Raw genomic sequence first — 14,781 nt, 5'->3', positions numbered from 1 at the left:
TCCTTTCAAAAATACATATTCTGCTGTTAGATTACCTTATTTGTGCAATTTCGTCCATTGTTTTGTAAAGTCCCGCCTCAGGAACGCGCCCAGGTCAAAATATAGATTTCGGCCGGTCGGCCCAGCAATCCGCATACTTCATGAAGCACTGCGGCACATGTATTTACCGTACTGCCCGTGGTATACACATCATCGATCAGCAGCAGCCTGATCGGAATTGAACCATGCATTTCTCCCGGCAGGTGATCGCTTTCAGTTGCAAAAATGGAGAGAGGGGACCTATTTCCGGTAGGGCGAGTAATGGCAGCGTATAGCAGGTTTTCCGCACCCGGAGCGGCACGGAAGATGCCTTGCAAATCCCGCAATCGTTGCCAACGGCTTTTGAAGCTTTGCTTTTCGGTATGCTGGAAACGAACGAGCAGATCTAATAAAGGCGAACCAAGTACAGTTGCAGCCTCCTCCGCCAAATTCCTGGCCTGGTTGAATCCGCGCTCCAGCATCCGCTCGTCACTAACCGGCACATAAGTCACGGCATCAAAATAAAACCGTCCTGTGGCGCTTCTTTCCCTCAACTCCTTCAGTAGACGGCTAGCGGCTACCCCAGTCATGCGGGACAGAACGGACCCCAACGATTCATTTCCCCTGAATTTATACCGCGCTAGCCACTCCTTCATCATGGCGTTATAAGAAACGGCGCTTCGGTTCAACACGAAATGTCTAGGGCCCTTATCCGCCCGGCTGCAATCCGGACACCCTACAGGCCGGCCGCAACTATCGCATCTGAGAGAAGTAATCCACGGAATCGAGACATAGCAGGAGGAGCAGATTTCCGGGTAGCCCTTAACTTTACCCGAAATCGTTTTTCCGCAAGTGAGACACGGCAGGCCAGGAGGAGCAAGCAGATTGTGGAGCGGAGACAGTACCGCTTCTTTGGCGGTGCTCCAGTCGATCAGGGAATAGGGAGGAGCGCTAGTTTCATTGACCGTTCCGTCCGGATGTCTGTATTCCGGGCGGAACCGGAACCGATCGCCAAACTCTCCGCAACCCTGCTGGTTCCGGTTCCGTTTTCTTGTTCTTGACACGCTCTCTTTTCCGTTACAGTTACAAGGCATATTCATCATCACTTTACTACCTCCTTATTCTCCTTGAGAAATCCGTTTTTTCTGGCTATGGCATTCATCCTGCGGATCTGCCGCACGGCACCCCGTTGGGATCGGGTCCACTCCGTGGAAACGAAGACGATGATTCCCTGCGGGTCATCCTTGGACCTACCCGCACGGCCGGCCATTTGCACGAGAGAAGCTTCGTCAAACAATTCGCTGTCCGCATCCAGGATGTATACATCGCTTTTCGGTACCGTTACTCCTCGTTCCAAAATGGTCGTAGTTACTAAAAGCCTAGTGTTTGCTGATCGAAAATCCAAAACATGATCGCTTCTCCCCTTATCCTGAGAAGAGGTCCCTTCAATAGGCAGACCAGGAAACCGATGCCTAAGTAACGACAAGACCGGTTCAATATGACGAATCCGGGAAACGAATACAAAGATTTGCGCCCCTCTGGAAATCGACTTTTCCATAGAGGAGATCAGTGCCGGAGCAAACGACTGTCGGCGAAGACAGGATTCCACGGGTTTCATCCGTATGCGGCTTGGAACCGGCAGCGGGTGTCCGTGAAAGCGCGCCGGCACTCTGGCATGCGGTAGCCGGCCTAGCCTGGCTTCCCGCTGCAGATTACCCGGGGGTGTAGCGGAGAGAAAGATGAATCGCCCTTCCGGTTTGCATGAAGCTCCGGCCGCAAAGGCGAGCATCGGATCGTTATGGTAAGGAAAAGCGTCCAGTTCGTCGATAATGACCAAGTCGAAGGCATGGTAAAAACGCATGAGTTGATGGGTCGTAGAAAGAAACAAACGGCTTCCTTCCCATCGCTGCGGACTTCCTCCATACAAAACAGTTATTTCTTCCTCCGGAAATACCTTGGCAAGCCGCGGAGCCAACTCCAGAACGACATCCCGGCGCGGAGTCGCCACCATCACTTTTCCGCCGCGATCCAGCACATAGCGCAGCAACGGAAAGATCATCTCCGTCTTGCCTGCTCCCGTAACCGCCCACAGCAGGAAGCGTTGAGGTCGGGAATCTGAAGAAGGGAGCAGGTCGGCCGGGACGGCTGCGTAAAAAGGGCCCCCGGCCATGCCGGTTACCGAGCCTGTCGAGGGAACCGGAGTCATCCGGGCGGGCCAAGGGCGAAGCAGACGGCTCGGCAGCAGCGATGCAAGAGCTGCCCGGGAACGGGGCGCTGCCTGCGGCAGCGGCTGCGCCAAAAACCGCAGCGCGGCGCCCGCCGCTTCGCGCTGCGCCGGGCTCAGCCCCCACCGGTCCAGCAAGGACCCGGTGGGGGCCCCCGCCGTGCCACCTACGGCCGGCGGCACGGTCCCGGCGCCGCTGCCGCGCAGCAGCAGCGCGCAAGAGCGGCTGCGCCCCATGGCGAGGCAGGCCTCGCAGTAGGCGCAGCCGCTGGAGCCGCACGACCCGCAGGGCGTGCGGCGGTGCACCCCGCTGCCGCAGCGGCGGCAGCGGAGCTCGCGGGCCCGCCGGCCGGCACGGCGGGCCGCACCGGGCCGGGCGTCAGTCTGAGCGACGCCCGACGTGAGCTGCACGCGCCCTTGCAGGTGCGCGAGCTGAACCACGGAGCGCCAAGCCGGTCGCAACTCCGGCAGGCGCTCCGCCAGAAGCTGCTGTAGCTCCGCCTCCAGCAGCGACCTCCCCTCCAGGGCGTCTTCCACCGCCTCCGCCACCAGGCTCAGCTTCTCCCAGTCCATCGCCGTCAACCATGACACTACTGCTTTTCCCGGTTCTCCGTTTGCCCACAAAAGAGTAGGCTTGTCCTGCCCTGACATCCAGCTTCCCGGATTCTGCTCGCACTCCAGCTCATGCTTCAAGCTTGCAACTATATACTTCATCCAGTCCCCGGGGTTCCAATAATCCATGTCTCCCGAACTCAGAAACCCATCCTTAAAAGAAACGGCCCAACCTAGAGGTATAGAGTCCGATAGCAAAACTATCTTTTTTGCCGCCGCCCCTGGTTCCATTTCATAAAGATAATCTCTCGGTAAAACCTTATTTTTCTCTCTCGCCTCATACTGCGTCTTTCCCATGACCCACCACCAAAAATCAACCCTGAGATCCAAACTTATCATTCCCCGCCAACCTTCTTCCTGCCGGATTGCATAAAGACACACCCTCATCCTAACCCTCCTTTTTCATCCTGTTATTTATTAATCAAATAATAAATCCCATTTTTAACAATATCTAAATACCGAAACGCCTAGCAGTAATATTTGCAACTTTGGAGTTAGCTGGAATTTTGAAATTTAATGTTATTAATTCAATGAAATCCGGAGTGTATGTTTAAGTTCAATTTTTCAAAGTATTGTCTCATTCGGAACCGCCACAAAATCAAAAAAAGCACACTCCCCGGCCTTAGCCATCAAAGAGTGTGCTTCACACTTTCCATCGTTTCCGGATATGAAATTGTAATCGCTGCAAATTTGCTTCATACATGGACATAAGGAATTTTTGCCGCCTCCTGCGGCACGCGAAGATCGACGTGCACCTTGATCTCCTCTTCAGTTCCTGCAGCTTGCTTCCCTATCTCCTCTGCACCGACCGTCATCAGACAGACCGCGGTTAGCTCAATTCCGGCTTCATCCCGCAACCGTTGAATAATTGCCAGCGTATCGTCCTGAGATGCTTCATCCAGCACAGTTACTCTGACGGACTCGCCGCGCAGCCGCGCATACCACGATAATGCCCTTAAATACCATTCCATCTGATTCTCATGATTATGAGTCACCAAAATATAATGCAATTTCTTGCCGTCCTTCGGCTGCGTCCGCAAAAGTACGCCGTGCAGGAAATGCACGAGTACCGCCGCCAAACCATAGCCGAGCAGAATCCAACCCATATAGGATACCATGGACACCCCTCCCTGTACTTATAACGACAATATATGCCGCAAAAAGGGAGTCGGTTCCTGGGTTGGCATTCAAACACTCCATCCGGCTGCACATGACAATAAATATGTACGCGGCCCTGCAAAACTATGTGTTTCAGAATCTCAGGGGGATCGATGCAGTCCTCATATTTCATGATCCAGCAAAAAATGGCATCCATGCCCGCAAAAAATTACGGTCCTTTCACTTCAGAAAGGTTTGCCGGGTTACAGAGTAACCCACCCGAATTTAATCGCGTTAATAACCGCTTGCGTACGGTCATCCACGTCCATTTTTTGCAAGATGCTGCTGACATGATTTTTGACTGTCTTCTCGCTGATAAAAAGATGTTCGCCGATCATTTTGTTGCTGCGTCCTTCCGCCATCAAACGGAGCACTTCGGCTTCGCGCCGGGTAAGAGGGTTATCTTCGCCAGCAACAAATTTCACGCCCGCTTCGCGGATCGCGTTGTCTTCGGCAATGGCGCCCGTCTCGCTCAGATACTCCATACGTCGGAGCTGCTGAATCAGCTTCCCGGTTACTTTCGGGTGAATGAAAGCATTGCCCTCCGCTACCGTGCGAATGGCATTAATCAGCGATTCGGCTTCCATGTCTTTCAACAAATAACCGGTCGCCCCTTTGCGCAAGGTTTCGAAAACATAGCTTTCATCATCATGAATCGACAAAATAATGACCTTCACGTCCGGAAGCGCTTCGCGAAGCTCAGCCGTAGCATCGACCCCGTTTAAGAGCGGCATGTTAATGTCCATGAGGACGATCTCCGGATGGAATTGCTGACAGCATTCCAATACTTGAATGCCATCGCCGCACTCTCCAACGACTTCGATGTCTTCCTCCATATTCAAAATCCGCTTAAGGCCCTCGCGAAACAACTGGTGGTCGTCAGCCAAGAGTACTTTAATTGCTTGTCTACTGTTAGAAATGAGGTTGTCCATCCTGGTACTCCTTTCTCTTCTCTGCGTTAGTCGGAATGTGGATAATAATTTTTGTGCCCATATTCGCTGTTGACTCGATTTCCATTCTTCCTTCTAGCAATTCTACCCGTTCTCTCATACCGATTAATCCGAAATGGGTATGCTCTTTTGTCTTTTGCTCCAATTGATCCACCTTGAATCCAAGTCCGTTATCCTGGACTACGATCTTGACCATTTGAGCCTGATAGGTGATATCAACACCGACATAAGTAGGGCAGGCATGCTTTGCTGCATTGGTGAGAGCTTCCTGGACCAGTCTGAATACCGCGGCCTCCATAGGCGAAGACATCCGGTGTTCCTTTCCTCTTGTTTCGAAGGTCGTCCGGATTTTCGTTTTTTCCTCAAAATCATGCACATATTTTCGCAATGTCGGAATCAATCCAAGGTCATCCAAAGCCATCGGTCTTAAATTAAAAATAACTTTACGCATCTCTTCCAGACTGGAGCGGACCTGACTCTTCAAGTCTATTATTTCGTCCTGCACCATCTTAAATTCCTGCTTCGCAAGCATTCTTTCTACAATTTCCGTCCTAAGAACTAGATTTGCGAGCAATTGCGCCGGACCATCATGAATCTCTCTCGAAATCCGTTTTCGCTCCTCTTCCTGAGCCAAAATGATCTTGAGACCGATCATTTGCCGGTTTTTTGCCGACTCCAGAATCCGGGTGACCTGGCCCAATTCGCCGGACAAATATTCCAGAACGACGCCCATCTGCGAACTGACAGTTTCCGCGCGTTCCACCGATTTCTCGACATTGCGCGCCCGTTTTTGCAATTCGTCCCGGCGGGCTTTGAGATACATTTCTTTTTCGCGAAAAATTAAAAGGTCCAGTTGAAGCTGAGTGGCCTTTTCATAGGCCTGCTTGATGTCTTCTTCCTTGTACCGCACAAAATCCCGGCTGACTTCTGTCAGCCGGATGCGGGAACGCCGGTAATTAATTTCAAGTTGATCGACCTTTTCCACGGTCTCCGCCGTTTCTTTGACGACTTGCTGCAATTCGTTATTAAGTGTCTTCAATTCATTGCGCGCAGAGTCCAGGATCTCAAGGATTTGCAGCTTGCTGCTCTCCATAACGCCAACGGCGTTCTTTATAACGCGGTCAATTGCATCAGCTTGATAATCTGCCACTTCAACCTTCTCCATTTCCAAGTATCCATTTATTCCAATTTATCATATCACGATTGAAGGGTGATCGTTTTAGTTTTCTTCTCCCAATTTACGGTAATCCCCAGCTGCTCGGAGACTAGTCGCAACGGGACTAAAGTCCTATTGTTTGAAATAATTGGAGATACTGCAGATTGTTTGGCAGTTCCGTTCAACATGAATTCTTTCTTGCCCACGGTCAATTCCAGGACCGTAGTACCACGCGTTACGGTAATCTTCTTAGCCGTTTTGTTCCAAGCTGCTTGTCCGCCGTAGGCATCCAGTACATATTTGATCGGAACATAAGTAGTTCCGTCCTTGATCAGCGGTGCAACATCGAGATTTTGCTTTTTGCCGTCAACGGTCATACTCTTTTGCCCGGCTACCATTACCACGGTCGCGCTTGGCAGCCCTGTATCCCCGCCCGTAACTGGCGCCGTAAACCGGATGTTGTCAAAAGAGACGCTGCCGGTCAATGCGCGTTCATCCTGACCGTCTTCCAGATTAACGATATACAGCCGTTTCAGCTTGGCCGGATGTTTGATGGCGCTCGCGGTCAGGTCCACGGTGAGCGTTTTCCAGCCGGTGAAATCGAGCGGCCGCGCGAGATCCACGTAAATGCTCTTGCCGTCCGCATCGGCAAACTCGGCTCGCAGCCAGTTCAGACTGGCGTCGCCCAAGACGTCGATTGCCATCGAAGTGGCGCCTTCCGGAATGGTTTTGCCTGTCGTGCCATTGATCTGGGCATAAGCGAACTTGTTGCCGCTGCCGCCGGTAAGATCGTAATCCAATTTCAGCACCTTGGATTTCTCGCGTTCCCCGGTTCCTTGAACGATAGAAGCTGTTCCTGTGGCTTCAGCCGGCAATCCGGTAAACGATACCGGGTAGGAAACATTCTCGAAATTCTCCCAAACCTGATCCGAAGATGCCGACAATACGATCGGCGTGCCGCTGAATCCATCATATTTTGGCGTAGCATAAGCTACTTTCGCTCCATTGTTTACGGATTGAACGCTTAGCACTCCGTTTTGGACGCTTGCCTTCATCCCCGAGAATTCCCACTTCACGGACTCGTCCGGAACGTTCACCGTGTTTCCGTTCTTAAGCTTGGCGGTAACCGGCACGGATACCGATACTCCGGCTTCAAGTGACGCAAAGGTGGTTACCGGCGTCAAACTGCTCAGGTCCGCCCCGCCAAGGACGGTCACTTCCATGCTGTCCTTGCCGTCTCCGCTGACCGCCGTGATTTTCGAGGTTCCGGCTTTTACGCCCTTGAACCCTTCGCCGGTCCAGGCAACATTGCCGTTATCCGATTTCCAGGTGGCCTGAATGCCAGCCGCATCCACCGGATTGTAGTAGGTGTCGTACCCTTTTAACGTATACGCAGCCGTCTGGCCGATCAGTAAAGTAGACGCCCCGCTAACTTTCAATCCTTTCAGCGCTCCTTGAGGCGCTATCGTATAAACCCCGAGACCATTGGCCACGGCACGTTGTCCGGCCGCACCGTTTGAGGTCGTAAAGGTCAATTCCGCCGCCGTTTCCGCCAGCGGACGGGTTACCATCGTAGTCGAGCCGCCGCCGTCGAGATTAACGCCTTTCCAGACGCCGATCGAGGTCATGAACTTCTGCAGTTCAACCAAGGTCAGACCCGAACTGGAGCTGTTTTTTTCAATCGTGATGATATAGACTTTCTTGCCGTCCTGGGAATATCCGACCGCGGTACGGGCTACCGCACTGCTCCCGCTAATCGAATTTGTGGCACGGGAAAAGGAAGATGCTTTCCCTTGGTCCACCAACAGCGTATGTCCGCCGATCATCATCTTGAAATCCGACGGATTCACTTCCTGCCCGCTCGTTTGGGAAACGAGGCGATAAGCGGAATCCACTCTTTGCCCTACCACCATATGTGTAGCGATATAGTCAGCTGCCTGTCCATGCCCGCGCAAAATATACCCGTCCGCAGGAACCGGTCCCGGAATCGCGGATTGGTACGAGATTTGCTGAATCACGCCGCCTTGAACCAGCACCTCGGTAGGAGTCGTGCCGCTTGCCTTCGGACGCTCCTCGGACTTCCAGGCGCTCGTGTAAATAAACATATTATTCACGTGGCTAAAAGCATTGTCCGGCTCCGTCTTGTACGACTCCTGATTGATGCCGGAAAGAGGGAAGGTCGATCCGTCTTCCGCCACCACCGATCCGGTAAAATCATAACGGTCGATCACCGGGGTATTATCGCTTTTTACGCCAAACGTAAACATCCCCTGAAGCTTCGAAGGGCTTGTGACCAGCGTCCCCTGGGATATGGCCGCACCCATCGCCACGCCCTGGCCGCCCGTTTGGAAGAAGTCGCCGTTCACTCCGGCTACCGCGCCGTTCTCCTGCGCCATGCCTTCTACGGATTGCCTAGTCGTCAATTGCCCTCCTTTGCCTGTCATCACGTCCAATTGGACATAGGGATTGCTCAAATCCACTTCGATCACGTCGGCCAGCACTTTGACCTGTTTCCCTGACCGCGTTGTTGTATATTGATATTTTACCAGTTTAGCACCGGACGTAATGTTTTCTTCACCTAATCGTGTAGCCTGATTTTCCGCAGCGTAAGCAGTGGACGATGTTATACCGAACGGCTCCATCAAAGCCACAGGCTGTATCCAGATTAAACCCGCCAATGAGACAAGAATCAGTTTTTTTCCTTTATCAGCCGCCAGACGTACAATCTTAGCCTTTCTTCCGGCTTCCTCTCGTTTAACAACCATTTTTGTCTGCTACTCTCCCATCTTTATTCCAGTCTTTTATCCCGGGTTATGCTCCCCCAAAGAATCTAGTACATAATTAATAGACTACATTTAGCCGGAAAAGTTACGAAAAAAAGCAAATTTCATGGAAAATGGGAAAGAGATGAACTATATTTATAGTTAATTTACAAATTATAGTTGGACTACTATATACATTATTGCTATAATTATCCTGTTAAGTGACGAAGAACGTCCTGACAATCTGAGAATTCAGAGGGTCGGGACTTTTTTTGTGCAAAAAATTGTAAATAAAGGAGTTGATCGAAAATGGCTGCAAGTTTTGAATCTGCGCATGAGGCTTTTTTCAAATCCCATATGGAACGTCGTTCCCCGGAATGGAAAGGGCAGCTTGTCAGAGAACATGGACATCGTGAAATCCAGTTTCTCAAAAATGTATGGTGGCCGCTGTTCGGAAATTTGAAGGATTTACACCCGGAATATGAGGTCCGCGATTGGCGCGGAAAGTCCTTTTTCAGAGATTTTGCCTATTTGCCGGGACGCGTGAAATGGTTAATCGAAATCAAAGAATACGGTTCGTATATGCGGGAGACGGGTCGAAGAAGTTTTGCCGAAGAGTTGAATCGGGAACTATTCCTGCAGGCGTTGGGCTTCCGGGTCATTAAGTTTGCATTCGATGACGTTGAGCATCGGCCAGAATTATGCAGATATTTACTCCAGATGCTGATCAGCCGTTACCAGGCAGGGCAAAACCTTACAGAAAGACCGCTATTTGCGGAAATGGAAGTTGTCCGGCTCGCCCTTAACTCACCTCATCCCATTCATCCCCAACAGGTTGCGCTCCACTTTAACATCGACTGCCAAGCTGCTGTTCAAATGATGCAATCCTTATGCTCTACAGGTTGGCTCCGACCTGTCCGCTCCGGATCCGATGAGGACATCCCATTCTATGAATTGATCAAGGGGGACGCAACGCTAGACGAAACGGAGCAGAGATTGCAGGCGGAATCGATATATAAAAAAAGAAACCTTCCGATGGCCGAAACGGCACCGGAAGGCATATACGGTTAACTATTAGCTATTGTTAATCTTGTCGAGTACGCGTTTCAACATGACAGCGGCCTGGGCGCGAGTCGCATTGCCCGCCGGCTGGAACTGGTTAGCGGAGACGCCTTGAATAATGCCCTCTTTAACCGCCTTGGCAACCGTTTCCTTGGATTGGATCTTGGCACCGTCTTTGAATTTGGCCAGTACCTGTGCTGAAGAATTGCCAAGGTAAATATCATGGCCCGAATACTCCATCGCGCGAACCATCATAAGGGCCATTTGTTCCCGCGTGATAGAGTTGCCAGGCTTAAATGATCCGTCGGTATTGCCGTTAATAATTCCTGCCTTGGCCGCGGCTCCGATATACGCCGAAACGGAACTTCCGGAAGAAACGTCGGAGAACCGGCGAGCATTCGATTCATCTCCGGACAACCCCAGCCCTTTCGCAATAAATACGGCAAACTCGGCACGGGTGATATTTTTGTCAGGCTCAAATTTCGCTCCGGAGCGGGAGTCGATAATCAATTTGCTCGCGAGCTCCGAAATATCTTTGGCGGCCCAGTGCTTTAATGTATCCGTATAGTAACTGTATCCTGCTGCAGGCCCTGTTGCCGCATTTCCGTTAACTTTTCCGCTGAACAGGAGAATATTCCCGCTTCCTTTTACGGCTGAAGGAAGGTACGATGCGGTTCTGGTGGTCAAATCATATTGCAACAAAGATGTCTGGGTGCTTGATGTTGTATTGGCCGCTTTAAAATAAATTTGACCTGGAGTGGCGACTTCAACCGCTGCTTGTGCCGCGGTGCCATTATAGGCGGACACATACACCTGGATCGGATCCAGCAACGGCGTTGTCGTTACCCCGTTATTGTAATTAAGCGTCGGCATTTGCACCTTGGTAACCGGCTCCAGTTGGACTGTCACATAGGCCGAAGTTAAAGCACTGACATTCAATGATCTTGAGATCTCCGTGAATGGAATTTTTTCGATCGGGAGTTCATACATGACCGTTTTATATTTCACGGCGAAGGTGCCCGTTTTGCCGCTGCTGTACATATCCATTAATGCATTGAACGGAACGACAACTTCCGCAGCCTTCTCGGTCGAAGGAACCTCAAAAACTATGCGTTTCGTCGCAGCGTTGCTTGTTGTCAAATATTTGAACGCGGTTTGGAGTTTAACGTTATCGATCGTATATTTCTTGATTCCTTGCCCGAATCGGGACCGGCTATCTGATGCTTGAGCGGTATTGATGTTAAGCAAGTAACCGCCTACTCCGAAATCAACGTTTGACATCGTCGTCAGGTAGTCCGGTTGGGTCCCGTTAGGTGTTATCGTCTGACCGGCCTGGTTGCCCGCCGTATTTAGCACCGCCATATTGTTAAAGCTCTTCAATTGGTTACCAAGCGTATCATACAACGGAGAAGCCCCGGTCAGGTACGAAAGCGTTACGACCTGACCGGCCGTCACCGGTGTCGACAGCTTTAAGGTCACCGTATTCCCGTTGACCGTAGCGGATTGAATGCCAATGCTTATCTTGTCATAAAAAACGCTGAACTGGTTCACCGGAAGATAAGTCATGCTTCTCAAGGAACTGTTATACGTCACCGTTAGGGTGTCACCCGTAATGGATGCGGAACGAACCCCTTCAGCCACCGAAGCATAAGTCACCGGTTGCAAATTAATATAGCCTGCGAAGTTTCCGTTCATATCGGCGATCCCGCTGGTTCCGGGAACATACGACACGGTCACGCTCTGTGTTTGGGTAAACGAAGAAGCTAAAGTAAGGAGTACTCGATTGTCTGCGATTTCTACTGCTTCTACATAGACCGGAGAGTTATTAACAAGCACAGAGAACTGGCTTTTTAGCGGAAGCAGACTAGTTCGCAGGAGTTCATTATAATTCAAGACAACGGTTCTCCCCGAGCCCTCTGCTCCTTTAAACAACGGAGCTACCGTATCGTAAGTATTCCGTACAAAGTAATCGCTAAATCCGGCAATCTGCATGCCTCTGTAATCCTGTAACGGATAGGAACCAGGGATATAAGAGACTTTCACCACTTCGCCATTGGATATCGAACTGGACAGATACAACGTAATAGTAGATCCACTATGAGAAAGACTGCTAATGGTTTTCGTAGTGCCATCTGCGGTTACTGTAAATTGTTGATAAGCGTAACTGGATGGACTTTTTATGGTTTCGCTGAAATACAAAGTTACCGTATTGCTGCTGGCGTAACCGTCTTTTGGTTTTGGACTTACCGAATCTATGCCATTAGTAACCACCTTGTTCGAGAATGTGGCGGCTGCGTTTCCATATTCATCTTTGATCGATTGGCCCGTGTAACTAATTTTGACGTCTTGTCCTACGGCTACTCCGACTTCCAAGTTCACATATACGTTTTGCCCCGAAATGGAAATATAACTAACCCTTCGGCTTTCCCCATTTACGGTCACCGCAAAACTGGAGTCTGGTACGAATGCGGCAATATTAAGATTCTCATTATACAGCAAACGTATAACGGTATTGCTGTGCATCGTCGCGCTCTGAAGTACCGGGGCTGTTTTATCATTTGCCTGGGCAGTTGTAAAATTCCAACGGCTGCTTCCCGAAAAACCCTCAAAATAATTAGAACTATTATCAGCATCCACTAACCCGTATCGATCGGCCTCAATATAGTAGGTTGCTCCCGGATCAAGGCTGTTTTTAGGTATGATCGTTACGGTACTATTACCGGTTGCGTTTACGGTGACGGGTACTGAAGAAGCATTTCCTGACTTTCGTAATGTAAAGCCGCCTAAAGGGCTATTCAGCTTAACGTTTCGATTGAACCGGATGGTAGGCTGAATATTAACGCTAACATTTGTACTCCCACTTGTAGGACTAAATGAGGTAGCAGTAATTGGAACATTACTGGCCGGTGCGGTTCTGAATGACCAGTATTCGGCTGAATTAATCGTTCCATCTTCACCAATGAAGACTCCTTTGGGAATTTCAATCGTGTATAGCGTGTTGTATTCGAGTTGTGCTGACGGGGTAAGCTGTACATCATATGTAGCTGTAGTAACGGATGGATTAATTTTAACAGATTTAGCATTTCCAGTAATAAACACATATCCATTTGAGATAACCTTTTGATTAAATTTTAGATTAATCTTCGTACTGATTGGCACATTCGTGTCCCCATTACCAGGACTGGAACTGACCATTTTCGTTGGAGGAACCACGATTACGGAATCATCGGCAGCCGACACTCCTCCTATGTTAAATAGGCTCACCACCATAAAAATTAGAATCATTGCCGATATGTTTCGTTTCATCCTAAAATCCCCTTTCGATCAGAAGCCTTATGTATTTCAGCCCAACTGGACATTAAACCCACACCTATATCTATTAACGGCAAAACCTTAAGCGAAGTTTAGGAGAAATGGTTTATGGTATAAATAAAAAAGGATACCTCCTCTCGAGGTACCCTGTTCTTCATCTTGAATGATTACAGACCGGCTTGCGCTTTAAGAGCCTCAGCCTTGTCTACACGCTCCCAAGGAAGATCGATGTCCGTGCGTCCGAAATGACCATATGCGGCCGTCTGACGGTAAATTGGACGGCGCAGATCCAGCATCCGGATTATACCTGCCGGACGAAGGTCGAAGTTTTCGCGGACCAGTTCCACCAGCTTCTCCTCAGATACTTTTCCTGTACCATAGGTATCTACATTTATGGATACAGGGTTTGCCACGCCAATCGCATAGGCAAGTTGAATTTCCGCTTTGTCAGCCAATCCTGCGGCCACAAGGTTCTTCGCCACATAACGGGCTGCGTACGCTGCAGAACGGTCGACTTTGGTCGGATCCTTGCCGGAAAACGCCCCACCGCCATGACGAGCATAACCGCCGTAAGTATCGACTATGATTTTACGTCCGGTAAGGCCGGCATCTCCTTGCGGTCCTCCGATTACAAAACGACCTGTAGGATTAATGAAATATTTTGTCTCCTCATCCAACAATTCTGCCGGTACGACAGGAAGAATTACTTGTTCTTTAATATCCTTCTGGATTTGCACCAAGCTTACTTCTTCGGCATGCTGCGTAGATACCACAATCGTATCAACGCGTTTAGGCTTGCCGTCCACATACTCAATCGTTACTTGCGTTTTTCCATCCGGACGAAGATACTCCAGCGTGCCGTCCTTACGCACTTCAGAAAGGCGACGTGCAATACGATGGGAAAGGGCAATCGGAAGCGGCATCAACTCAGGAGTTTCGTTAGTTGCAAACCCGAACATTAATCCTTGGTCGCCTGCACCGATATTTTCCGTTTCTTTGTCCATTTGTGCCGGGTCACGATGTTCCAAAGCAGCGTTCACGCCTTGGGCAATATCCGCGGATTGTTCATTCAATGAAGTCAACACAGCGCATGTGTTGGAATCAAAACCATATTTCGCACGAGTATAACCGATCTCCTTCACCGTTTTCCGAACGATTGCAGGAATATCTACATACTCCGATTTTGTACTGATCTCACCGATAACGAGAACAAGCCCGGTAGCCACGGATACTTCACAAGCTACGCGAGCGTATGGATCGTTCGCCAAAAATGCGTCAAGAACCGCATCGGAGATTTGGTCGCAAATTTTATCCGGGTGTCCTTCAGTTACGGACTCGGAAGTAAATAAGTGGCGTCCTTGTATGGACATGAAATCAACCTCCCCTAAGGATAGTATGGCAAATGCCTAAGTATCCAATACTAAATATAATGACGTGGAACGATGAGAATTAATCTAATCCCAAATAGACCTTAATCAAAAAATGAACCTTTCCCTTAGCGGAAAAGGTTGAATTGACAATCCTCAA

At 49.9% G+C, this 14,781-nt stretch carries 9 protein-coding genes; 1 reads left to right on the top strand and 8 read right to left on the bottom strand.

The window, feature by feature from the left end:
* Positions 1 to 77: 77 nt before the first annotated feature.
* From ACLB09_RS15100 to ACLB09_RS15075, 6 genes are all read right to left on the bottom strand, one after another.
* On the bottom strand, positions 78 to 1,124 hold the full coding sequence (locus tag ACLB09_RS15100; RefSeq protein WP_410770653.1) for a ComF family protein: 1,047 nt from the start codon (positions 1,122 to 1,124) through the stop codon (positions 78 to 80).
* Entirely contained in the window at positions 1,121 to 3,241 is a 2,121-nt protein-coding gene (locus tag ACLB09_RS15095) for a DEAD/DEAH box helicase (RefSeq protein ID WP_410770652.1), read from the bottom strand. The genes ACLB09_RS15100 and ACLB09_RS15095 overlap by 4 nt, the downstream gene beginning before the upstream one ends.
* A 308-nt stretch (positions 3,242 to 3,549) precedes the next feature.
* The gene (locus ACLB09_RS15090) at positions 3,550 to 3,972 is read right to left on the bottom strand and encodes a hypothetical protein (protein WP_410770651.1); all 423 of its coding nucleotides are present in this window, start codon (positions 3,970 to 3,972) and stop codon (positions 3,550 to 3,552) included.
* A gap of 243 nt (positions 3,973 to 4,215) precedes the next feature.
* The gene (locus tag ACLB09_RS15085; protein ID WP_410770650.1) at positions 4,216 to 4,944 is read right to left on the bottom strand and encodes a response regulator; all 729 of its coding nucleotides are present in this window, start codon (positions 4,942 to 4,944) and stop codon (positions 4,216 to 4,218) included.
* Positions 4,925 to 6,112 carry a sensor histidine kinase gene (locus tag ACLB09_RS15080; protein WP_410770649.1) on the bottom strand — a complete coding sequence of 396 codons (1,188 nt, stop codon included), beginning with the start codon at positions 6,110 to 6,112 and terminating at the stop codon, positions 4,925 to 4,927. The genes ACLB09_RS15085 and ACLB09_RS15080 overlap by 20 nt, the downstream gene beginning before the upstream one ends.
* Positions 6,113 to 6,159: 47 nt before the next feature.
* Positions 6,160 to 8,883, bottom strand: a complete 2,724-nt coding sequence (locus ACLB09_RS15075) for a stalk domain-containing protein (RefSeq protein WP_410770648.1) — start codon at positions 8,881 to 8,883, stop codon at positions 6,160 to 6,162.
* Between the two features lie 306 nt (positions 8,884 to 9,189).
* Between ACLB09_RS15075 and ACLB09_RS15070 the strand changes: the two genes are divergently transcribed.
* Positions 9,190 to 9,951, top strand: a complete 762-nt coding sequence (locus tag ACLB09_RS15070; RefSeq protein ID WP_410770647.1) for a hypothetical protein — start codon at positions 9,190 to 9,192, stop codon at positions 9,949 to 9,951.
* A 3-nt stretch (positions 9,952 to 9,954) separates the two neighbouring features.
* Here the strand turns inward: ACLB09_RS15070 and ACLB09_RS15065 are convergent, their stop codons facing one another.
* Together ACLB09_RS15065 and metK are read right to left on the bottom strand one after the other, a co-directional pair.
* The gene (locus tag ACLB09_RS15065) at positions 9,955 to 13,137 is read right to left on the bottom strand and encodes a SwmB domain-containing protein (protein WP_410770786.1); all 3,183 of its coding nucleotides are present in this window, start codon (positions 13,135 to 13,137) and stop codon (positions 9,955 to 9,957) included.
* Positions 13,138 to 13,421: 284 nt separating this feature from the next.
* The gene (gene metK / locus ACLB09_RS15060; RefSeq protein WP_410770646.1) at positions 13,422 to 14,624 is read right to left on the bottom strand and encodes a methionine adenosyltransferase; all 1,203 of its coding nucleotides are present in this window, start codon (positions 14,622 to 14,624) and stop codon (positions 13,422 to 13,424) included.
* Between the last annotated feature and the right edge of the window lie 157 nt (positions 14,625 to 14,781).

It is taken from the genome of Fontibacillus forbon (genome assembly GCF_046559655.1).
Taxonomy (GTDB): domain Bacteria; phylum Bacillota; class Bacilli; order Paenibacillales; family Paenibacillaceae; genus Fontibacillus.
Note: the sequence above shows the minus strand (reverse complement) of the source record. Positions and strands in the feature narration are given on the sequence as shown.